The organism is Streptomyces sp. NRRL S-118, from assembly GCF_000716335.1.
Taxonomy (GTDB): Bacteria; Actinomycetota; Actinomycetes; order Streptomycetales; family Streptomycetaceae; genus Streptomyces.
Window position 1 is genome coordinate 1 of sequence record NZ_KL591029.1, and the last position, 20,717, is coordinate 20,717.

The following is a 20,717-nucleotide window of genomic DNA, read 5'->3' on the forward strand; positions in this document are numbered from 1 at the left end:
GTGACGCGGCGGCCGCGGTGAGGATCTGGGCGAGCGCGTACGGCCAGCTGCTCATCCGGCGACCGCGAGGACGACGGCGACCAGGAGGAGGGCGAGAGGTGCCCCAGCCTCGGCGGCCTCGGCCAGGGGGCCACCGCCCACGCCTACCACACGGCTGTGCTCGTGGACCCGCTCACCGTTGACCGGACGTCCCCGGTGTCCCGCGTCCGTCCACGGACACGGGGACGCCCGCCACGCCCCGGCACCGCCTGGCCGGAACAGCGCGCTGCCTGGGCGAACGTGGCCGACGCCCCTCCTTTCCGAGCGCCGCTCATCCTCCATGATTCGTTACGGGAGCCCGTCCACCCGACCAGTGGACGGGCGGTGCCCGCGTGCTCCCGGCACCGGCACCGGAACGAAGGGGGACGGAACACGTGCTGCTCGAGCGCGACGACGTGTGGAGCGCGGCCGCGGCGGCCGCCGGGGCCGCACGGGCCGGCAACGGACGATGGATGCTGCTGGCGGCCGCGGCCGGCCTGGGCCGGACCGCGGCGCTCGACGCGATCGTACGGCGGGAGACCGCCGGCGGCGCCATGCGGGCGGTGCACGCGCGCTGCGCACCGGAGGAGCGGGAGTTCCCCTTCGGGCTCGTCCGGCAGGTCTTCCCCGAGGACGACGACGTCCCGTTCTCGGCGCCGGCCGGGCCGGACGAACAACGGGTGTCCCACCGGTTGGTGACCCGGCTCGCCCGCTCCGCCGCCGAACGCCCGGTACTGCTCGCCGTGGACGACCTGCACCACGCCGACGAGCAGTCCCGGCGCTGGATCGGATACCTCGCCCGGCGCATCGCCGAACTCCCCGTCCTGCTGGTGCTCACCGAGTGCCTCGACCAGTCCGATCCGACCCCGCCGGCACCGGACCACGGCATGTCCGTCGCCTTGCGCTCGCTCAGCGCGTCCGCCGTCACCCGCCTCGCCCGGGTCGCCGGCCTGGACGAGGAGCAGACCGCCACCTGCGTCGAGGCGGGCGCGGGCAACCCGGCCCTCGTCCAAGCGCTCGTCGCCGACCTCGGCGAGGGACCTCTGCCCCGCTCACCGTCCGCCCCGGCACGCAGCCGCTACCGCGACACCATCACCGACTGGCTCCGGCACCGGGCCGATCCGCGCTCACGCCACGTCTGCGTCGCACTCGCCGTCGCGGCCGAGGGCGACACGCCCGCCGCGCCCGGCCTCCTCGACCGGACGGCCGACCTCAGCCCGCACCCGCACCCGCCCAGCGCGCGCTCGGTACGCCGACTCGGCGGACTGATGCGCCACCCCCTCGCCCGCGAAGCCGTCCTCGCCGCCGCCGAACCGGACGAGACCGCCGCGCTCCACGCATGCCTGGCCGAACTGCTCGACCAGAGCGGAGCGCCCGCCACGGCCGTCGCCGACCGGCTCCTGCACCTCGACCGCCCCACCGGCGGATGGATGGCCCGCGCCCTGGCCGAGGCCGCGGAAGAGGCCGCGAGCGCCGGCCGGGTCGCCGAGGCCACCGCGTACCTGCGCCACGCGCTGAGCGGCCCGCTCGATGCCGACCGGCGTGCCACGCTCAGCCTCCGCCTGGGCGCCCTGGAACTCCCGCACAGCGCCACCGCCGGCATCCGCCGGCTCAGCACCGGCCTGGAACTCCACACCGACGTCCGGGAACGGGCAGCCGCGGCACACGCCCTGAGCGCGGCTCTCGTCGCCGGCCGGCGCACCGACATCGCGCTGCGCGTCCTGCACCAGGCAGGCCGAGGCGCGGACGACGACGAACTGGTCCAGGTGCTCCAGACGCTCGCGGCACTCATCTCCTCCCATGACGCCGTGGCGTGGCGCAGCGCCGTCGCGGGCCTGCGCGTGCTCGCACCGACGGCACCGGCCACCATCGAGCCCCTGGTCTGCGGCCTGATCACCGAGTACGAAGCCGGCGCAGGGCTTTGCTCGGCGGCGGAGGCGCTCCGGCGGATCCGGCCGCGCCTCACGGCACCGGTGCACCCGCGCCTGCGAACCGCCTGGCTGGGCAGCGCGGCCACCCTCCTCCAGTGGGCGGACTGCCTGCCGGAGGCTCGCCGGCTCGCCGACAGCTGCCTGCCCGCCCCGCCCACGCCCCCCGACCTGACCGACGCCGGCCTCCAGTGCCTGCACAGCGTCCGGGCCGAAGCCACCCTGTGGGCCGGGGACTTCACCCGTGTCCTCGCCGAGAACACCCCGCTGGTGGAGGCGTCCGCCGGTCACGGCGTTCGCCTGCCGCACCTGGTGGCGATGGTGGCGACCGCCCGCTCGGAGGCCGGCCAACGCACCGCGGCGTGGGAGGTGCTGGCCGCCCCCGGTCCGTCCGGCGCCGACAGCTCCTGGGAGTGGAACGAGCTGAGTTACGCACGGGCGCTGCTGCACGCGGCCGACGGCGACTGGCAGGCCGCTCTCGACGAGCACCTGGCCTGCGGAGACGGCCAGGACGCCCGTGACTTCGTCAGCCCCGTCGCCACGCCGTGGCGTTCGGGCGCGGCGCTGGCCCTCGTGCGGCTCGGACGGCCCGCGGAGGCCCGGGAGCTCGCCGAGGAGGAGCTGCGCCACGCCCGGACCTGGGGAACCGCCCGTACGATCGGCCGGGCGCTGCGGGCGCACGCGGCGGCGGTGGGCGGTCGCCTGGCCCTGGAATCGCTGACCGAGGCGGTCGAGTTGCTCCGGCCGAGCCCCGCACCCGTCGAACTGACCGAGGCGCTGGTCGACCTGGGCCGGGCGCACATCGAGGCCGGCAACGGCCGCAAGGGCCGCGACCGCCTCCGTGAGGCGCACACCGTGGCGCAGCGGCTCGCCGTGGCCGCTCCCGACGCCGGGGACGGCGCCCCGTCCCTCTCCGGTCGCCTCCTCGGGATGACGGAGGAGGCGCTGCGCGAGGGGCGGGTACGCGGCCGGACGCAGGCCGGCACCGGCTGCGCGGCGCTGACCGCCGCCGAGCGGCGGATCATCGGGCTGGCGGCCGGGGGGCACAGCAACGCCCAGATCAGTGCCGCGCTGCACCTCACCCGGCGCACCGTCGAGAGCCACCTCACCAGCGCGTACCGGAAGCTCCAGGTCACCCGGCGCACCCAACTGGCGGCGGTACTGGCCCGGGACACGGACGGGACCGCCCCCGCGGCCACGACGATGGCCGTCACCACGCCCGCCGGGGCGCCGGGCCGGCCGTAGCGCGGCGCCCCGTACGCTCAGGACAGGGTGAACACCGGGCTGGCGTTGTCGCCCCCACCGCCGGACCGCCGGCACTGGTAACCGGCGGGCGCCGAGCACTCGTAGCTGTTGCTGCCCACGTACGGGTTGTTCCACCTGACCTTCACGTTGCCCACGCCCTGGAGCACGTACGTCGCCTCGCCCTCGGTGCCGGTCGCGAACCCTTCGGACTCGCTCTGCCACGAGCGGGTGTTGCCCGGCGGGATGGCCTCCGGCGGGTACTGGTTGGCCGTCCACACCCCCCAGGACAGGCGCGCGTCGGTACGCGCCATCAGACGGTCGGTGTGGTTGTTGAACGTGACGTGCGTGCTGCGTGCGGCCTGGGCCGCCGGTGGCTTGGCCGTGCCGGACTTGGCCACCAGGGCCGGGGCCCCGGACAGCTGGAAGCGGACCGTCGCGTTGTTGCCGCCGCCGGTGGACGAATCCTTGACGCAGCGGTATCCGGACGGTGCCGTGCAGTGGTAGGTGTTACTGCCCACATAGGGGTTGTTCCAGTGGATGGCGACCTCGCCGCCGGGCACGGAGAACGAGGCGCGCCCTTCCGTTCCCGTCATCATGCCGCAGGACTCGCTCTCCCAGGAGCGGAGCTGGTGGCCGGAGATGTACTCGGGCACCAGGGTCGTCCAGCATCCGTGCTGGAGTTCGGACTGGATGCGTTGCATGCCGCTCGCGGTCCTGTTGTCGAATTCCACCTTGGTGCTGCGGGCGGCCTGGGCGGCCGGCGGGAGGGCCACGGCCGCCGGCCGGCCGTCCGGCGCGTCGCCACGGGCCGGCGAGGCCGCGGCCGGGGACGTGAGGACCCCGGTGCCGCCGAGGACGAGCACGGCGCCGAGCAGCACCTTGGCGGCGGTGCGAGGGGTGCGCGGGGGCCGGGAGGCCTGGGACGTGGTGTTGGTGTTCACGGTTGCCTTTCACACGGAGGAGGATCGGAGGTCCGTCAGCCGACCCGCGGGTACGGGCGGCCCGGGTGGCTCAGGTGTAGTTGATCCACCAGTTGGTGGTCTGCCGCACCGTGTCCCACACCTGGACCAGGTAGTAGCCGGTCGCCAGGCCGAGCGCGATGGTGAGTTGGGCGGCCCCCGTGGCGATCTCCGGGTTGGGGTAGGGGCCTTCCCGCCGCAGGGTCTGCGCGCCGGCCTCGGCCCGGTGAGCGGTGGCTGAGCGGACGGTGTCCACGGCGTCCCCGGCGCGTGTCTCGGCGGCCGCGGTGGAGGCGGGGTGCGCGACGACCGTGGCGGCGGGCCTGGGTGCGGTGATGTGCGCTCCGGTGGCGCCGGCCTGTTCGGCGTCCGCCGCGGTGGCGTGGGCGACGGCGGATCCGCCGGCCACGGCCACGGTGAGGACGGCCGCGAGCACGGTCGTGGTGACACGCATGGGGAACTCCCGGTGTTGGAGGAGGACGGTGCGGGGCGACTGCCCGGGCATCAGACTGTCGTGCGGGGCAGGGTCCGGGCATCGTGGAAATCCACGAACTCACGCGACGGATGGCGACGTGCCCGACCGTGTGCACCGCCGACCGCCGACCGCGCCGCTCGTCGAGCAGCCGCTTCCGGGCGGATCTCGCCAATCGGCGAAGGGGCTGCTGCCAGGTTCACTCCCTCTCAAGTAGGAGGGTCCGGCAGCGAGAGCTGCCGGACCCCCCGCGCGCAGCTACTCAGTCCCCGATGAACAACAGGTAGCCCGAGCGACGAATCGCCTCGCGGGCCTCCTCGATGACCCGTCTCACCACAGGGCTCTTCACGTCCTCCGGCAGCTCTTCGAGCTCGACGACGAGGCGCTCCAGTTGAGGGGTGTTGAACATGGTCAGGTCGTAGGGCGAGATGCCCCGCCGCAGGCTGGTGTCCGGCGCTCGGCCGCACAGCGCGAGGAAGGTGTCCTCCGCGTCGTCGTCGAACTGCTCGATGACGTCCTGCGCGCGGTTCAGCCGCCGCATTCCCAGACCCATGCAGGGTTCCTCTCTCGTCTCAGTGACCGGAAGGATCGGGTACATCATGAACTGGTCTCCGTGCACACTCACCACGAGCGCGAGGAGAGTGGGTCCCCGTCTGCTTCGACCCCAAGAAGTAGTTCGGAAAGCCTTCCAGGCAGAGCGGAGAGCAGGAGTCCGTCTGCCGGGGTGTCGCCCCGCCGCCTCCCGGCCGCCGTCCGCCGTCGGGCGTTGCCGTCCCTCCGCCGCGTTGCGCCGTGCTGCTGCTGTGCCGCCCTGACCTCGGGCCTGCGCCCGCTGCCGCCCGGGGCTGCGTCCCTGGCCATCCGCGCTGATCTGCCGTAGCGGGGTGAGCCGTGAGAATACGGCTTGACGTACCGCAGGTGACCCACGGCGTCGGCGCACACCAGGCGGAGACCTGGGATGTCGGCGTAGCGGGCAACGGCGCGCTGCTGCTGGGTGGGTGAGGAGTCCACCGTGGTGCCCCTCGCGCCCAGGGCGACCTGAATGCGGCGTGCCGCCCCGGTCCGCTGCCCAAGTCGAGCACACGGAGCCCCGTCACGCCGCCGAGAAGCTCGACGCCGGGACCGGCTCCTGGGATGTCCCAGACCCACATTTCCAGCTCGGGCAACTCGACGCCCCTGGTGAACTGGTGCGTGCCGTACACGGTCCAGGTGTCCCGGTTCTCTGTCTCGATGTCTGACATGGGTGCTCCGGCAGTAGACGGGGTCACGGGCGCAGCGCGTAGCAGCGCAGGACGTCGAGGTCGGCGGTGCGTACGACGGACCAGCCCGCCGTGAGGATCGCGGCTTCCACGGGGGTGACCCCGAGCCTCAGGAGAGCTAGGTCGGTGGTCGTGCGGCGGCCTTCGACCTCGGTGACGACCCAGAAGGTGCCGCCCGGGGCCAGAAGGTGGCGGACACGGTTGAGGAACGCCGACTTGTCGTCCATCCACCGGTAGACCAGGCGGCAGGTGATGACCGCGTACGCCGGCTCCGGCAGGGCGGCGAGATCGTCGGCGGTGATGTCCAGGCACTGCCATGCCGGCCCGGCGCCGGGCCCGGTGCCCTGGGAGGCGGCGAGCGCGACGGCGCTGGGCGAGCAGTCCACCCCCGTGGCACGGTAACCGAGTTCGTGCTGAAGGTGCCGGGCCACGGCGCCTTCGCCGGTGCCGATGTCGAGGGCCGGGCGACCGCGCCCTGGACCGAGGTACTCGTCCATGAGCCGTCTCTCGGCATCATCGAGCCGCCGGTATCGGCGCCCCTGGGCCCATAGCAGCTCCCAGTCGGCCGTGCTCGCGTTGGACTCGATTGTGGTCATGAAGCTCCTTCACAGGCTGGCGGCCCGGCCGCGGGGCCGGACCGAGCGGATACGTCCGCAGGGTTGGGACGGTGGAGGCCAGCGGCAGGTCCCTCCCGTACGAGATGCTGCGGTGGTGCGATTCACGGCCTGTTCTGCCTCATGAGCCGGTCCAGGGTCCGCCGGCCCCGAGCGGTGACCTCGGCATCGTCGTTGTCCGGGCCCCGGCCAGGACAGTTGACCGCGTCCAGCGCGGTCAGGCAGCGCAGGCCGTGCCACTCGGCGCCAGTGAGCGCTCGCCCGTACACCTGGAAGAACGCCTTCTCGCGGCCGAGGTGGTCGAGCCACTCGGTCACGGCGAGGATGACGAGGTCCGGTATGCGGGCGGCGGGCCGGGTGCGTTCGAAGTCGACGAGCGCGAGCCCCGCCGGAAAGATCAGCCAGTTCCGTGGCTGGCTGTCGCCGTGGATGTATCCGACGGGCAGGGGGCCGATGCGGCGGAGCTGAGCGGCGTAGCCGCGGAACACCTGCTGCTCGTTCTCGGTGGGCCGGTCAGCGGTGCGGTCCAGGTACTTCTCCGCTCCGTCGGCGGCGGCGTCCAGAGCTGCTTCGGCCTCGGCCCGGTCGGCGTGGTCGAGTGCACCGGCCTCGTGCAGCCGCGCGCACAGCGAACCGGCCTGCCGGTGCACGGCGCGCCACTCGGCGGGGCCCATGACGGCCCGGACCGCCGGGCTGCCGGGTACCGCGGTGAGCAGCAGGGCGAGGTAGCCCGCCCCCCTGACGATGAGGTGAGGCGCCCGGCTGTGGCCGAGCGTGAGGTCGACGCCGCCGTATGCCCTCGCCTCGCGGGTGAACAACTTCTCAGAACGGTCGTGCCGCAACGAAAACCTTCGGCCCACAGCGCACCCGGCGCGTTCCGCGGTCACGAAGGGACGCCTGTAGCGTCACGGCACCGCAAGCTCGTCATAGGAGAAAGACGATGTCAGACTCGACGCACGACCAAGCAGCCTGGCGCGGGTTCCGACGATTCTGGGCATCCACGGCCGCGTCGAACCTCGCCGACGGAATGCTGCTGTCCGCCACACCACTGGTCGCGCTAATCCTCACCCGCGATCCCCTGGCCATCACCACGGTCACCGCCATGCAGTACCTTCCGTGGCTGCTGTTCTCCGTACCGCTGGGGACGCTGGCGGACCGCGTCGACCGCATGGTTCTGCTCCGCATAGCGAGCGCCACCCGGGCCCTGGGCGTCGGCCTGCTGGCCTTGGCCCTGGCCACAGGGCATGTGCACATCCTCATGCTGTACGCCTTGTCGTTCCTGTTCGGCCTGGCCGAAACCCTCTATGACAACACCTCCTCGGCACTCGTGCCCACCCTCGTCGAGGACCACCAGCTCGAACGGGCCAACGGCAGGCTCCACGCCACCCAAACCGTCGCCAACAGCTTCTTCGGCCCCCCTCTGGGCGGCAGCCTCTTCGCCCTCGCGGTCGCCGCCCCCTTCGCCCTGGGCGCAGCCGGCTACGCCGTGGCCGCACTGCTGTTGACCGTGCTCCCCCTCACGCACAGCAAGCGAACGCCCGGCAGGGCCCCGACCACCTTCGTGAAAGATCTCGAAGCGGGAGTTCGTGGCTTCACCGGCTCACCCCTTCTCATTTCCCTGTGTGTCCTGTTCGGTGTCGGCAATCTGGCAAGCTCGGCCGCCTACGGCCTCGTCGCGCTGACCGTCGTCGAACGTCTCGACGCGAGCCCCGCCACCTTCGGTCTTGTCCTCGCCGGCGGTACCGTCGGAGCCTTCCTCGGCGGCACGTACGGCGATCGAATCGGCAGACTCACGCGCCCCGGTACGACCCTGCTGTGGACCACCGTCGTATCCGGCCTGGCGATCGCTGCCATCGGACTGGCCGACCACGTCATCGTCCTCAGCGCCCTGATGGCGGTGGACGGATTCGTCGTGTTGACGCAATCGGTCATCGGCGTGAGCCTGCGGGCCCGGCTCATCCCCGACCACATGCTCGGTCGTGTCACCGCCGTCTTCCGCACGCTGTCGACAGGGGCCTCCGCCCTGGGTGCGGTCCTGGGCGGAGTCCTGGCGCGCGCACTCGGGTTGTCCTGGCCCTTCATCATCGTCGGCGCCGTCGTCGTCGCTCTCGGGCCGATCCTTTTCCGCTGGCTCAGCAACGACCGCATCGAAGCGACGCTTTCCACCCAGCAGACGACCGAGGTGAAGGTCTGATGTTCGAGGCGCACCACCACGCACGCATGCTCGCCGACACCACGCGCCTGACCGCGTTCCACAACGCCATGGCGGAGAGGATCAAAGAAAGTGATCGTGGCCTCGACGCCGGAACCGGCACAGGCATCCTCGCCGACATGAAGGCGACGCGGACAGCTATCCGAAGCCCGGACCGACCAGCGGAAAGTGCTCACCGCCTACCCGCACAGCCTGAGGCAGGGCCTGGCCGACACGGCCACCGGAAGCGCACTGATGGCCCTGGCCGCCCAGGCGGACCGCGACGCCGATGCCGGTCAGGCGCTGGCCAGCATGATCCAGGACCGCCACCAGGCCCTCGACGAACTCCTGGTCCCCGGGCATCCGGATGACGGCCGACGAGTTCACCTGCTCATCGGACCGTTGATGTTCCGCCACTTCCTCGACCGCGAGCCCCTCACCGATACCTGCACCGACACCGTCGTCACCCACTGGCTCACCACGACCACAGCCGATGACACCCCGCCCACCCAGTAGGGCAGCGCCCGCCGCAGCGCCGCATGTACCAAAGCACAGGGGCTTCCGCGTAACGGGGTCAGTCGAATGGACGCTGGACGGCCTCGCGCCTCGCCGCGGCCGGGGGCCGCCTGCGGCCTCGGAGTGCTTCATACGAGGATCAGGCGCAGGTCCGCGAGCGGTACGGCGACAAGCCCGCGGCGATGAGCGCGGCGACCTTACGCGTCGCCGACGAGCCCGCGCGCAGGGAACCCCTGCCCCCGCATGCCAAGGTCAACGCCTACCGGCACATCGTATGACGGAGCCAAAGGACCGCCTGAGTTGCACGGTTGGCAGTTCATGCCGGTGTGAGTACGCATACTCATGCCCCGGGATGGCTGGCGTCAGCATGATGCGTGCATGCGATCGAGATCTTTCCCGAAGTCCGTGCTGGTGGCCGCTCTCGGCTGCCTTGTCCTCTCCGCCTGCGGCACTCAGAAGGCCGCCACCGATCACGCGGCCTCCGCGGGCAGCCCCGTGAAGGCGACCACCTCCCCGAAGGCTCCGCCGAGCGCGGAAGACCAGGAGGTGCGGTTCATCGAGTTGGTGGGCCAGGCGATCGACTCCTGCTCCCCGGACGCCCCCGACGACAAGGGCGGCGAGGGCGCGGCCGTGCCCGAGGGGCTGGTGATCGAGGAGGAGCCCACCCGGATATACGGGCCGGGTGAGACCCCGCCGGCCGTTCCGGGCGACGCGGAGGAGGCCCCCGTTCCCCTTCCCTCGGACACTCCCGAGCCGCCGAACCCCGCCAATGGCTCCGCCAAGCCCAAGCAGCCGGTCGAGGTCCCGCTGCCCAGCAACGAGAAGTGCTACGGCGATTGGCACGCGGACCGCGTCGTCGAGGCGTTCAAGAACAAGAAGGCGAACGGCTACGACGCGATGCGTACGAAGCTGACGGCCCTCGACTACCCGGCGGCGCGGGTGCACCGGATGCCGGACCACGGGGGCCAGCCCCGGGCTCGGGTCGATCTGCGCTTCATGGGCGGTCACGCCGCCCTGGAGGTCACCGGTACCGGCAGCGGGGTGATCGTGGAGGTGTTCGGGGCTCCGGAGACGGAGGACGTGAAACTCACCGACGTGAAGCGCAAGCCGCGGCTGGACACCACCATGTGAGAAGAGGACGGACGGTAAACGACGGGAGACGGCGCGCTTGGGGGCGCGATGCGCACGCGCTTCTCGACGGGCGCCTTCTCGATGTCGTCGAGCTGCTCCGTGATCGGGGCGCGCAGGTCGTCGTCGTTGAGATGGTGGTCGTGGAAGAGCGTGTAGCCCGTCCACATGAGGTTGGCGCACACCCGTGGCGGAAATCCTGGACGATGCCGTCGACACTGCGATCGTCGCCGGGTGTCTGCTGCAGCAGGCCGCCGAGGAGCGCGACCGATGCGCGCGGCAGAGCGTGCCTTGAAGCGGCCCGGCAGTTCACGCTGGTGGTGTTCGTCGCGAGCATCGACACTGCTTGAACACCCGGCTCACGGCCCCGCCATCTGACCCAACCGCATGAGGTGTACCCGCACGGACCGAGAACAGCGCTGAACAGGCCCTTCGCTGTGATTAAGTCTTCCACTCCGCCCTCGCGTCAGCCGTGGTCCCGGGCCTCAGGCTCTGCATCTCGCCCCTACAGAGCCTGGCGACGCTGTCCTGGAGGACGACCCACACGGCGCCTACTGGGGCCACGCGCATCTCGTCCGAGAGTCGTCGGACACGGGCTGGTGACCGCGTCGGCAGGGAAGACGACCCAGCGCAGCCCGAGCCGCCGACATGGCGAGGAGGCGTTGTCCGGTGCGGAAGCGAAGTTCAGGACGGCGACCGGCTGATCGGGGGCTGGGACGGCAGGCCTCTTCGGCTTGCGGCCTGACTCCAGAAGACCTGCTGGTCACAGCATCAGTCGTCGGACTCGAAGCCTGTCGTCTCTGCACGGGCAACCATCTCGCGAACTGCGCTGGGGCTCAAGATCACGGACTCCAGGGCGGTCTTGAGCTGCGCGACGCCTCCTCGTCGCGGCCGGCAACGGAGGCGACGTCGACCAGGGCGGTGGCGAGCATCCAGTCGTCGACGTGCGGCACGAGCATGTTGAACGCCTCCTCGGCGCGGCCGTGCCGGGCGAGCAGCCTCGTGTAGGCCTCCAAAGCCATCGGGTGCCCGGCTTCCATGCGGATCCGGGTGATTTCGATGGCCTCATCGATGCGGCCCCAGCCCTCCAGCAACTCGGCCACGGCAACGACAGCCGTCCACCAGCCCGTTGACACGTACGGGGCGAGCGCCTCCAACGCGTCGGCCTCTCGGCCCTGATCACCCAGCACCCGAGCCCACGCCAGCGCGCAGAACCACTCCCCGCGTCCGGCCTGCAACTCCACCACGTCGGCATGGCCTCGTTCGAGCAGCCGCGAGACCAGCTCCGGCGGGATGCACCCGGACCGCGTCCGGGGCCGGTGGTGAAGATCAGTAGCGTCCACGGCCAAGCACCATAGCGCTCGCCCTGGCGCCAGGCCGACACCACCGACAGCTTCGAATACAGCACAGTTGGAATGAGCTCCCCGCCACTCCGCGCCTCGGCGTGGTCCGCGCAGCGGCGTGAGGCGTACGCCAAAGATCTCGGAACTCATGCGTCGCTGGTGGCGGTCACCGCCCAGCAAAATCGCCAGAAGGCCGACCAGGATCCGCGTGAGTGGAAGCCGCTGAGCGAAGCGCCCACTGCCGGTATGCCGCGGAGTGGACTGCGACGAAGCTGCGCTGGGGCCTTGCCGTCGACCCGGCCGAACACGAGGCCCTCTTCCAGATCGCCACCCAGTGCGCGACCACCACTTTCACGTACGAGCCAGCCCCCTGAACCTTGTCGGGGTGCCCCAGCCGGTGCGCAGAGCGGAGCCTCATGCGCACCGGCTGGAGCAGTCGGCTCACCCCTCGGCCTGCCGTCGTGGAGTGCGACCGCCAGGGCACGTCAGGCGGCAGTCTTGTGACGGCTTCGTCCGGCGCGGGCGAGAGTGTCGACCAGCTCCTCCCGGCTCGTCTTCGATCGACTGGGGGATGTCCTGGTCTGTCGCTCCGGCGGTCTTGTCATCCGCCGACCTCTCGCCTTCCCGGACAGCAAGGTCGTCACTCATGTCCCGGAGACTCCCACATCGCACTGACACCGACCTGGCCTGTCACCGGCGCGAACCTCAGCCAAAGGAAACGACGTCTTATGGTGGGGTGTCGCTCGAACTCAGCACGCGGGGGGACCATGTCCGAGACCAGCATCGTCATGCCGAGGCACGCGCCGCATCCGTCGATCGTCCACGCGCCGACCCGCCGCGCCCTGGCTCCGGGGAATCGGCTGGACGGCCAGGGCCTGGTCAGCTTCCGCCCGCTCACCGAGCCGTCGCTGCTGTCGGTCCGTGAGCATCTGATCGTGCGGGGCGGCGATCCGGCGCGGCTCGATCCGGACCACTCGGAACTGCTGCTGATCGGCCATCTGATCGTGGACGGGGAGGAGGGCGAGGAGGTCGTCCTCGACGGTGCCACCGGGCGGGTGTTCAGCATGTGGCTCTACGAGAAGTCGCCGGACGGAGCCGGGCTGTTCCCGCTGGCACCGTCGGTCGGAGCGCTGCTCCGCTTCCTGGATGCGGTGGACGACTTCCGGGGCCTGCGCGGCAGGTTCGCCGCCCTGGCCGGGCGGACGGGGCCCGAGGCGGTGCGGGCGGCCGAGCAGGCGCTGACCGCGGTGTTCACCGAGGAGGCGTGGGGCGAGGACGGCTGGGGTCCGGCCGGTCCGCGGTCCGACTGGGAACAGCCGATACCGGCGTTCTGGCGGATCGCCGCGGTGATCCGTCCCCTCGGCCTGATCGCCGGGCCCGGGCGGGGGCTTGCCCTGGCACTGCCGGAAGGCCTGCTGGAAGGGGAGTTCGGCGCCGAGAACATGATGCGGCTGACGGACGATCAGCTGCCGTCGGCCCTCGTCCACGCGCCGACGCGCCAGTTCCTGACCGCCGTGGGCCTGCCCTCCGACGGGTTCATGTTCTACGGCCCCGAACCGGAGCCGCTGCCCACTCTCCCGCAGGACTGGGCCGAGTCGCAGAGCAACCCCCGGCACGCCCACCTGTGGCACGGCGACGAGCAGTTGCCGCCCGACGCGGAGCACCTGGTCGTGCTCGGCGGGCTTGTCCACGACTTCAGCGTCCTCATCGACGGCAGGACCGGTGCCCTCTTCTACACGGAGCTCGGCGCCGACCACGTCGTCCCGGTCAATGCCGACCTCTCCACGCTCGCCTTCACCCTCTGGCTGCACCAGCGGGAGCAAGCTCTCGACGAGGAGCACGACTTCACCCAGGACTTCTACCACCAGCTCGCCGACACCATGATCGAGGTGCTGTTCTCGGTCGACCCGATTGCCTGCCGCCCTGCCGAGGGCCCCGACGACTACCGGTACTGGCCGGAGGTCTTCCATGACGAGGCGGGCGGCGTGCTGTGACGGCCGAGCTCCGTCCGGAGCCCCCTGAGGCGCTTGCGGTTACGTGGCGGCGTGCCAGAATCCGCAGGCGTCGTCCGGCGGCGGCGCGAGCCGGGCCGGTCGCGCCCTGCCGGGGTCGGCCTTGATGCGGGCGCGGTGGTCCAACGCGCTGAGCCACCGGCAGCCGAGCAAGGGCCGGTACCCGCGCGGCCGACCCGGGAGACCGCCTCGACCGTGCCCGCCGGGGTGCGGGTGACGAGGAGTTGTCCGGGCCAGCTCGGTGTGCGAGCTCCTTGTACTTCGCTTCGGCCCCACTCACGCCTCAGTGGGCTAGCCGGTGATTTCTGCCGAAGTCGCTCTGGGCGGTGGCGCTCGCCAGTAGCGTGAGGCGGCATGACCGTGCTGATCATCGGCGGCAGCGGTTTCCTGGGGGCCGAGAGCTGGTACGCCAGGCGGCATCCGCGGGCCGGCGCCCGACCGCTACGTTCCACCCCCGCCCCGGCGACTACGACGGAGCGGCATGGCATCACCTCGACCTTCGCGATCCCCTCCGCTTGGAGGTGGTCCTCGACACGGTGGCTCCGGCCGTGGTGATCAACGCGGCGAGCGGCGGAGCGGACTGGGCGGTCACCGCCGAAGGAGGTATCCGACTCGCCCTGGCCGCAGCCGGCCGCGGCATCCGCCTGGTGCACGTCTCCAGCGACGCCGTTTTCTCCGGTACAGGCCGCGACTGGTACGACGAGTCCTGCCTTCCTGACCCGCTCACTCCGTACGGGGCCGCGAAGGCGGCCGCCGAGACCGCCGCACGCCTCCTGTGCCCCGACGCGGCCGTTAAGCAAGGCCTGCCCCACCTGGCCGACAGCCTGAAGCAGTACGCCGGCCGGGCGGACGAGGCCAAAGACTGGTGGCGACCTGACTTTCCGAGTCCGAGAGCCTGCAGTCATTGGAGTGCCCACCTCAATTCCACTGGGGCGGGCATGTTCTTTCTCTCCGAGGACGACTGCATCCCGGCAGAAGACGAGGATTGCTCGGCTTTCTCACCGCCGCCAGTTCAAGGTCTCGTGCTGGCGGCCGGCGTTTCGGGGCAGGTGAACCACACTTTGCTCGGCCATCTCGCCCTTTCCTTCGCCCGTCGGCTCAACGCGATGATCGACTTCGACGGCGTCCTTGGATACCCCACCCTCGCGATCAGACGAAGGAAGTCGCAGGCCTGGCCCGAGCACGAGCGTTGGTGGCATCTCTCTCCGGCACCGTCAGAGAAGTCTCCCACGACACGGGCGGCGGCGACCGCTGGTTCCGGCATGTTGGCGACCAGGAGTTCCTCGGTGCCTGGTTACAGCACCCAGACGCCCACCTCGTCAAGTAGGCCACAGGCGCCTAGGCATGGCGCGGTCTTGAGGCTGATACTCACACCGTCGTCGAACTGGGCGCGTTCTCCGTACCTCACTGAGCACTCTCATGAGTACGCGGACACGCCCCGTCGGAAGGTACATCGACCCGGAGAACGGCCGCGAGTCCGTTCTGGTCGGACGCAGTGAAGGCGGATTCCACTCGGAGAAGCAGATCGGTCACTCCCTGCTGCACACAGGGAAACACCTCGGAGCCAAAAGAGTAGTTCACGAAACGTGAGCCGTGCCAGAAGAACCCGCGATGCAACAGATGGCTGGACCGCTACTTCAAATCGTCCAACCCGGACCTTGAGGTGACACACGGCGCCAACTCCGACCAGCACAGCCCCGGCCAGGGAAAAGAGCACAGCAAGTATGTGGACAACCTAAGGAAAGCGCACGGGAAGAGCTAGAGTAGGATGCGAGCGTGAAAACCCCTGTAGCCTATGGCTACCTGACTCAGTTTTATGGCATCGATGGCGTGGTTCTCCACCCCATCCAGGAGCACAGCCCGCTCGACGCTCCGACTGCTCAGTTCCTCGGCTCCGTCGGTCTCCCGAACGACAGATTCTTCACCTCCCGTGCTGGCATCACGGGCTCACAGCGGGACCCTTACGAACTGGGCCCCCTCTTCGCTTTGGGCGACCGTTATTGTCCTGAGGAGTCGCGCAATTGGCAGGTCCTGGGATACCTGCCGGCAGCGCTCGTCACTCTCGACCCCGCCTCAGGATCGGTGTACATCTTTCAGGAGAGCGAGCGTGACTACCAGCTCGCGCACCGGGACGTCGCGGCCCTGGTGCATTGCCTGGCCGAATTTAGGAAGCTCGAGGACGGCTACAAAGCCTCCGACCCTGATATCGAGTATCTGGTCGACACGTTCCGAGAGGCGGTGAACGCATTCGACCGCACCCCACTGGCTGACCCCGAGTCCGAATGGAACCGCATGCTCGGGGAAGTACTTGAGGAGATTTGGTAAGCGCCAGCTGCGGGCTCGCTCCGAAGAACGGTGTTATATGCCACGGCTCCGACGCCGTGATCACAGCAACCACGAGGAGATCGATCCGGGGTGGTTGGTGCACTGCAACAGAATCGGAGTCCCGGCGCGCGGGAGAATGCGGCCCCGGCTGCCGGGGCGGCCACCCACGCTCGGCGAGCTGACCGCCGAGGGGGACAGCTCCGCATGAAGATCCGATGGCGCCTGCGGATGGCCGCCGCCCAGCGCGAGGTCTGGACCGGCACCCAGCTGCAGCGGCTGCTGGCCGAACGTGCCGGGCTGCAAATGTCCTCCGCCTCGGTGTCTGCACTGTTCAGCAAAGAGCCCTCCCAGGTGAAGATGTCCACTCTGATCGCGTTGTGCACCGCGCTGGACTGCACCCCCAACGACCTCTTCGAGGTCGACACCACCCCCGTCGAACGTCCCGCGGCCCCGATTCGGCCGGTCGCCGACCTGCCGAAGGCAGTCCCCGCGCGGGGCCGTTCGATGCCTCCTCTTTGACCCTGAGAGCGCGGCATCGTGGGCGTTAAACAGAGCGACTGCACCGGCTGCGGAGCACCGGTCGGCTTCATCGACCGGCGCTACTGCTGCCGCTGCACCGCCCGGCAGAAGGATGCCGCGGCCCGTGCCGCTTGTCCCCGGTGCGGACAGCAGCGCGTCCTCCAGGCGGACACGGGCCGGTGCATCACCTGCTCTCGCGTATGCACCGCATGCGGGCACCCGTTGCGGAGCAAATCTTCCGCTCTCTGCCGCACTTGCCTGCGGAAGTCCGAACGCGACGCCGCCAAGGATCCGTGCCCTCGCTGCAGCCGGCCCGGATATCCGCGCGAGGACACCGGCTTGTGCGGGCTCTGCTCGCGTCCCCGGCAGGCCAAACAGCCGCCCCGGGCCTGTGAGCAATGCGGCAGAGCACGGAAGCACGCAGGGCTTGGACTGTGCTCGGCTTGCTGGCAGCGTCACCCCGATCGCCCCTTCGTCCGGGCCGAACACCTCATTGCCGAACTCGACAATCCCCCCGAGTGGCTGCAGGACTTCACGACAGATCTCGCCCCAAAGTACTCCGTCGGCCGGGCCTGCACGTTGATCACTTCCCTCGGGCGGCTTCTTCGCGACGGCCAGCCCAACCTCCCCCAGCCCGTACTCGAACGCTCCCGGCGCCCGGGGCGTTCAATGGGCTCCCTCGCCCGTGCCCTGGAAACCTTCTTCACCAGTCGCGGTCTGGCTATGGCCACCGACCAGGCCGAGCGGCTGGCGGCCGGCCGCCGACAACGCCGGGTCCTCGCGGTTCCCGGCCCCCTGCGACCGTTGGTGGAGGCCTTCTCCGACTTCATGATCCGCTCGCGTGAGCGATCCCGGCGTGCCGGAACGCTGCCTCGCACCGACGGCACCATCGAAGCCGCACTGGCCATCGTGCGTGACCTCGCCCTGTTCCTCGCTAGCGAGCGCGGCAAGGAGGACTGGGCACTGACCGACGTGCACGATCTCGAAGCCTTCCTAGCCGGCTCACCCAAGGCCCGAAAGCGTCGGCTGGTGGTGCTCGGACAGTTCTTCCGCTTCGCGCGATCCCGGAAGATCGTCCTCGTCGATCCCGCCCGCGGTCTGACCGCCACAGGACCGAGCGGTCTCACCGGCACGACTCTGACGCTTGACCAGCAACGTCTGCTGTTCCGCCGCTGGACAACGGATCCAGCCGTCCAGCCGCACGAGGCCCTGCTGGGCATGCTCGCCCTGTTGCACGGCGCCTCAAGCCGCGAGGTCAAAACACTCAACACCGTTGACCTCGACTTTCGTGCCCGGACCGCTCGGCTCGGCGACCGTCCGCATCCGGTTCCTTTGTATCCGCCGTCTTGGGTGGCAGTGGAACGCTGCCTGGCCCACCGCGAAGAACAGAAGACGGACAACCCGCATGTGATGGTCACCCGCCAGACGAAGTCCGGCCGGGGGCCGGCGTCCACCGCCTATGTCAGTCACGTCCTCGACGCCTGCGGCTTCCCACCCCGCATGATCCGCTGCACTCGACTGCTCGACCTGGTCAACACCATGGACCCCAAGCTTGTCGCCGCCGCCTTCGGCATGGACCCCGAGGCCACCATGATCTCTCTGTCCGACCGCATTGATGAGACCCGCTTGGCAGAGTGGGCGGCGGCCAACGACTGATCTCTGGTCAGAGTTCGTACGGGTAGAGAGCGATCTTCTCCCGCTCTATGAAGAGCTCGACCCACGTGCCGGCAACACCCTCTGGCAGCGGATCAGCAAGGTCCAGCAGAATCTGCGAGCCATCGAAATCCAGCACGGCGGCGCCGTCCACGGTGAGATCCAGCCGTCCGCGCAGGACCACGCAGTGCCCGCCAGGTCGGACTCCCGGTCCGACGCCGACAGCCGGTTTCGCGTTCTGGCCCCAGGCGATGTCCTCATCGACCGTCCACTCAACCTGGTACCTGCCCGGCTTCGCGGCCTGGTCACCGCACCAGCGGACCGCTGTCCCGCCGAACGGCGTCCGGACCTGGGCCAGCCAGGGGCTCCAAGGAAACTTTGCGACCTTCACCAGTTCGACCAGCATCGTTCGATCATGCAGCAGCATCCGCGTTCCTGCCGGAACCCGTAAGGTTTCGGCGCTGCCTGACACAGGTTCGCCGGAAACGTGTGCGCTTTGCTGAAGGTCTTGTTCGAAGTCAGGACGATCGAGCCCTTTTCGTAGCGCTTGGAGATTACTTGGAACACCAGGTTCGCCTCGGCGCGTTCGAGGGGCTGGTAGCCGACCTCAGCGACGACGAGAGTTCCGGGCCGGAGGTAGGTGCGGAGCTTGCTGTTGAGTCGTCCAGCCGCCTCGGCGACCTTGAGCTGGCGGACCATGTAGTCGAGGTTCGTGAAGTAGACCGAGAATCCGGCCCGGCAGGCGGCGACCGAGAGAGCGACGGTGGCGGCAGACCACCAGTCTTCAGCCCACCGGTCGATTCCTGCAACGGCGTTCGACGACGGTCGACGGCGCGGTGCATGTGGTGATCTGGCGCAGGGCCGGCACAGCGCAACCGCTTGCGCCCTCATCACCGGTGCGCGCGAGGGCCTCGCCCCGCTGGTCCTTACCGGCCCTGCCTTCGGCGGATCGGACGGATCCGCCTTCGGCACGTACCGTGAGGCGCTCCACGCCTACGTGAAGGGCGCCGACCCCGAGCCGGCAGCGCAGCGGGCGCTGCAGAGGGCCGAGCAGGCCAAGGACTGGGGGGCTCGCCATGCCGTCGCTCGCAACGCACCGCGCCTACTGCTGTTCGCGGACCGCGCCGACAATCCTGGCTTTGTTGAGGAGTTCCGAGAACGTTCGATGCTCGACGGTGAGAGCGCTTCATGGAGCGGGGGAGTGATGTCGCTGAGTGTTAGGAACGTCAGGGTGCTTGCCACGGGACGTTCGGTATGTGTCGCGAGGAACCCGATCAGGTGCCTGGCTCTCGCGTCCAAGCGAGCCTCGTGAGGGAGCGGTCTCTCGCAGTGCCAGGAAGGTGAGGAGGGCGAACGCCACCACGGCGGTGAGGGTACGAGCGTAGTTGAACAGTTCCCAGCGGTGCAGGATGCCTGCGTGGTCGGCCGGCGGCGCAGTGGCGGCCCACTGCTTGATGCGGCCGTTGATCGGTACGTTCCCGAACCGGGTGATCAGGAAGGACGCGACAGTCAGAGCACCTGCCGTGGCCGCGAGGACTCGTGTCCGGCCGCGCGTGAGAGCAGCCAGGGCGAGGGAGCTGAGGGCTGAGATCGCCATGGTCCCCTGCACGGTGATCCCGTTCATCTTCATCAGCTCGGTGTGGAAGTCGAGTCTCATGTCGAGTGGCACGGCGTTGAAGGTCGGCATGAGATTCGCGGCGCCGTAGCAGAAAGCGCCGGCAAGCAGCCCGGTGGAGAGCAGGGACAGTCCCTGGAGCAGACGCGTGCGCATGGTGGTGCCTCCTTGCGAGAGTGAGCGGTACTCAGGTTCAAACGGTGGTGAAGCGGCCGCTCGCTTCGCCCCGGAGCTGACCGTTCGGAAGCCTGCGGCCGAAGGCGAGCAGAAGGAGGTCCTGGGCGGCGCACCGTACACGGGAGAGCCGGATCCGTACGACCAGTCCAGGTCCTCAGCGCACGGCCGCACTTCGGCGATGTCGGCGGGAGAACCTCAGGCCGCTCTGGGCCGAATCCCGTCGAGCAGCACGCGCAGCCGCTCCTTGGGGGACACGCCGGTCGAGGCCGAGAGCGACGGTGATGTCCAGTCCGTGCACCACGTCGTGGCCGAGCGCCGCCGTGTACCCGCCGACCGGTGACGTCCAGGGGTAGTGCGGCGCCCCCTCCCGCAAGAACGCGGCGAGCTCGGCGGTGAAATGAACGGCCGCGTCCCTGCGCGCGCCACGGTCGGTCATCCCGTGCAGGTTCCCCCGCGCCCTGGCCGGTTCGCCGAGCGTCGCGGGCAGGGAGAGCCGGAACCCCAACGGCATGTGGGCCGCGACCTCACGGACCCACCATCCCGCGCAGAGGCTCGGGTCGTCCCACTGGTCGTCACGCGGGCCGTCGAGCAGGTCGGCCGGCTCGTGGCGTTCCGCCGCGATCCACGCCGTGACCTCCGCGTTCCTGCCCTTGCGAGATGTCGCCTTCTCCATGTGAGCAAGCTTGCGGCCAACCGAAACATAATTCCAATAGATTGATGTGCTGCGATCTAGAATCACTGGT

17 protein-coding genes and 4 pseudogenes are annotated in these 20,717 nt (G+C 70.0%); 11 read left to right on the plus strand and 10 right to left on the minus strand.

What is annotated here, in order from left to right:
* Positions 1-413: 413 nt before the first annotated feature.
* A complete protein-coding gene (locus IH00_RS0132530; RefSeq protein ID WP_052411811.1) occupies positions 414-3,191 on the plus strand; it encodes a helix-turn-helix transcriptional regulator in 2,778 nt (925 codons plus the stop codon).
* Between the two features lie 17 nt (positions 3,192-3,208).
* Here IH00_RS0132530 and IH00_RS0132535 read toward each other — a convergent pair whose 3' ends face one another.
* The 5 genes from IH00_RS0132535 to IH00_RS0132555 form a co-directional block, all read right to left on the minus strand.
* The gene (locus IH00_RS0132535) at positions 3,209-4,132 is read right to left on the minus strand and encodes an aegerolysin family protein (protein WP_031079680.1); all 924 of its coding nucleotides are present in this window, start codon (positions 4,130-4,132) and stop codon (positions 3,209-3,211) included.
* A 70-nt stretch (positions 4,133-4,202) separates the two neighbouring features.
* Positions 4,203-4,604, minus strand: a complete 402-nt coding sequence (locus tag IH00_RS0132540; protein ID WP_031079681.1) for a hypothetical protein — start codon at positions 4,602-4,604, stop codon at positions 4,203-4,205.
* Positions 4,605-4,884: 280 nt separating this feature from the next.
* Positions 4,885-5,175: a hypothetical protein gene (locus IH00_RS0132545; RefSeq protein WP_031079682.1), complete on the minus strand. Its 291-nt coding sequence runs from the start codon at positions 5,173-5,175 to the stop codon at positions 4,885-4,887.
* 711 nt (positions 5,176-5,886) lie between these two features.
* A complete protein-coding gene (locus IH00_RS0132550) occupies positions 5,887-6,477 on the minus strand; it encodes a class I SAM-dependent methyltransferase (protein ID WP_031079683.1) in 591 nt (196 codons plus the stop codon).
* Positions 6,478-6,599: 122 nt separating this feature from the next.
* Positions 6,600-7,382 carry a phosphotransferase gene (locus tag IH00_RS0132555; protein ID WP_324615812.1) on the minus strand — a complete coding sequence of 261 codons (783 nt, stop codon included), beginning with the start codon at positions 7,380-7,382 and terminating at the stop codon, positions 6,600-6,602.
* A 53-nt stretch (positions 7,383-7,435) separates the two neighbouring features.
* Between IH00_RS0132555 and IH00_RS0132560 the strand changes: the two genes are divergently transcribed.
* The 3 genes from IH00_RS0132560 (at position 7,436) to IH00_RS0132570 (ending at position 10,333) form a co-directional block, all read left to right on the plus strand.
* Positions 7,436-8,689 (plus strand): MFS transporter, encoded by a 1,254-nt coding sequence (locus IH00_RS0132560; RefSeq protein ID WP_078888082.1) that lies wholly within the window; start codon positions 7,436-7,438, stop codon positions 8,687-8,689.
* A 186-nt stretch (positions 8,690-8,875) separates the two neighbouring features.
* Complete coding sequence (locus tag IH00_RS38035) at positions 8,876-9,202, plus strand: TetR/AcrR family transcriptional regulator C-terminal ligand-binding domain-containing protein (RefSeq protein ID WP_052411814.1); 327 nt, start codon at positions 8,876-8,878, stop codon at positions 9,200-9,202.
* 378 nt (positions 9,203-9,580) lie between these two features.
* Positions 9,581-10,333: a prolipoprotein diacylglyceryl transferase gene (locus IH00_RS0132570; RefSeq protein ID WP_031079686.1), complete on the plus strand. Its 753-nt coding sequence runs from the start codon at positions 9,581-9,583 to the stop codon at positions 10,331-10,333.
* 839 nt (positions 10,334-11,172) lie between these two features.
* On the opposite strand, the gene IH00_RS0132585 is transcribed toward IH00_RS0132570, so the two are convergent.
* Positions 11,173-11,577, minus strand: a complete 405-nt coding sequence (locus IH00_RS0132585) for a hypothetical protein (protein WP_199819852.1) — start codon at positions 11,575-11,577, stop codon at positions 11,173-11,175.
* A gap of 189 nt (positions 11,578-11,766) precedes the next feature.
* Here IH00_RS0132585 and IH00_RS44490 point away from each other — a divergent pair.
* From IH00_RS44490 to IH00_RS44495, 7 genes and pseudogenes are all read left to right on the plus strand, one after another.
* Positions 11,767-12,047: pseudogene (locus IH00_RS44490) on the plus strand (HNH endonuclease); the annotation flags it as partial.
* Between the two features lie 393 nt (positions 12,048-12,440).
* Positions 12,441-13,667 (plus strand): SUKH-4 family immunity protein, encoded by a 1,227-nt coding sequence (locus IH00_RS0132595; protein WP_031079688.1) that lies wholly within the window; start codon positions 12,441-12,443, stop codon positions 13,665-13,667.
* Positions 13,668-14,039: 372 nt separating this feature from the next.
* Positions 14,040-14,479: pseudogene (locus tag IH00_RS40910) on the plus strand (sugar nucleotide-binding protein); the annotation flags it as partial.
* A gap of 114 nt (positions 14,480-14,593) precedes the next feature.
* Positions 14,594-15,012 (plus strand): annotated as a pseudogene (locus tag IH00_RS45575) (DUF6368 family protein); the annotation flags it as partial.
* Positions 15,013-15,461: 449 nt separating this feature from the next.
* Positions 15,462-16,010: an SUKH-4 family immunity protein gene (locus IH00_RS0132610; RefSeq protein WP_031079689.1), complete on the plus strand. Its 549-nt coding sequence runs from the start codon at positions 15,462-15,464 to the stop codon at positions 16,008-16,010.
* Positions 16,011-16,214: 204 nt separating this feature from the next.
* Entirely contained in the window at positions 16,215-16,529 is a 315-nt protein-coding gene (locus tag IH00_RS0132615) for a helix-turn-helix domain-containing protein (protein ID WP_031079690.1), read from the plus strand.
* A 723-nt stretch (positions 16,530-17,252) separates the two neighbouring features.
* Entirely contained in the window at positions 17,253-18,185 is a 933-nt protein-coding gene (locus IH00_RS44495; protein WP_234335042.1) for a site-specific integrase, read from the plus strand.
* 7 nt (positions 18,186-18,192) lie between these two features.
* Here IH00_RS44495 and IH00_RS0132625 read toward each other — a convergent pair whose 3' ends face one another.
* The 4 genes and pseudogenes from IH00_RS0132625 to IH00_RS38050 form a co-directional block, all read right to left on the minus strand.
* Positions 18,193-18,588, minus strand: coding sequence for a hypothetical protein (locus tag IH00_RS0132625; RefSeq protein ID WP_063835465.1), 396 nt, complete (start codon positions 18,586-18,588; stop codon positions 18,193-18,195).
* An 89-nt stretch (positions 18,589-18,677) separates the two neighbouring features.
* A pseudogene (locus IH00_RS45330) lies at positions 18,678-18,944 on the minus strand (ATP-binding protein); the annotation flags it as partial.
* 424 nt (positions 18,945-19,368) lie between these two features.
* Positions 19,369-19,953, minus strand: a complete 585-nt coding sequence (locus IH00_RS0132640) for an anthrone oxygenase family protein (RefSeq protein ID WP_078888083.1) — start codon at positions 19,951-19,953, stop codon at positions 19,369-19,371.
* A gap of 175 nt (positions 19,954-20,128) precedes the next feature.
* On the minus strand, positions 20,129-20,647 hold the full coding sequence (locus IH00_RS38050; RefSeq protein WP_267882623.1) for a maleylpyruvate isomerase family mycothiol-dependent enzyme: 519 nt from the start codon (positions 20,645-20,647) through the stop codon (positions 20,129-20,131).
* Between the last annotated feature and the right edge of the window lie 70 nt (positions 20,648-20,717).

What these genes read in the sequence shown, in the direction of transcription:
- IH00_RS0132640 (WP_078888083.1), bottom strand. Translation starts at nt 19,953, where the DNA reads ATGCGCACGCGTCTGCTCCAGGGACTGTCCCTGCTCTCCACCGGGCTG.
- IH00_RS38050 (WP_267882623.1), bottom strand. Translation starts at nt 20,647, where the DNA reads ATGGAGAAGGCGACATCTCGCAAGGGCAGGAACGCGGAGGTCACGGCG.
- IH00_RS0132570 (WP_031079686.1), top strand. Translation starts at nt 9,581, where the DNA reads ATGCGATCGAGATCTTTCCCGAAGTCCGTGCTGGTGGCCGCTCTCGGC.
- IH00_RS0132625 (WP_063835465.1), bottom strand. Translation starts at nt 18,588, where the DNA reads ATGCTGGTCGAACTGGTGAAGGTCGCAAAGTTTCCTTGGAGCCCCTGG.
- IH00_RS0132550 (WP_031079683.1), bottom strand. Translation starts at nt 6,477, where the DNA reads ATGACCACAATCGAGTCCAACGCGAGCACGGCCGACTGGGAGCTGCTA.
- IH00_RS0132560 (WP_078888082.1), top strand. Translation starts at nt 7,436, where the DNA reads ATGTCAGACTCGACGCACGACCAAGCAGCCTGGCGCGGGTTCCGACGA.
- IH00_RS44495 (WP_234335042.1), top strand. Translation starts at nt 17,253, where the DNA reads ATGGCCACCGACCAGGCCGAGCGGCTGGCGGCCGGCCGCCGACAACGC.
- IH00_RS0132615 (WP_031079690.1), top strand. Translation starts at nt 16,215, where the DNA reads ATGAAGATCCGATGGCGCCTGCGGATGGCCGCCGCCCAGCGCGAGGTC.
- IH00_RS0132540 (WP_031079681.1), bottom strand. Translation starts at nt 4,604, where the DNA reads ATGCGTGTCACCACGACCGTGCTCGCGGCCGTCCTCACCGTGGCCGTG.
- IH00_RS0132595 (WP_031079688.1), top strand. Translation starts at nt 12,441, where the DNA reads ATGTCCGAGACCAGCATCGTCATGCCGAGGCACGCGCCGCATCCGTCG.
- IH00_RS0132545 (WP_031079682.1), bottom strand. Translation starts at nt 5,175, where the DNA reads ATGGGTCTGGGAATGCGGCGGCTGAACCGCGCGCAGGACGTCATCGAG.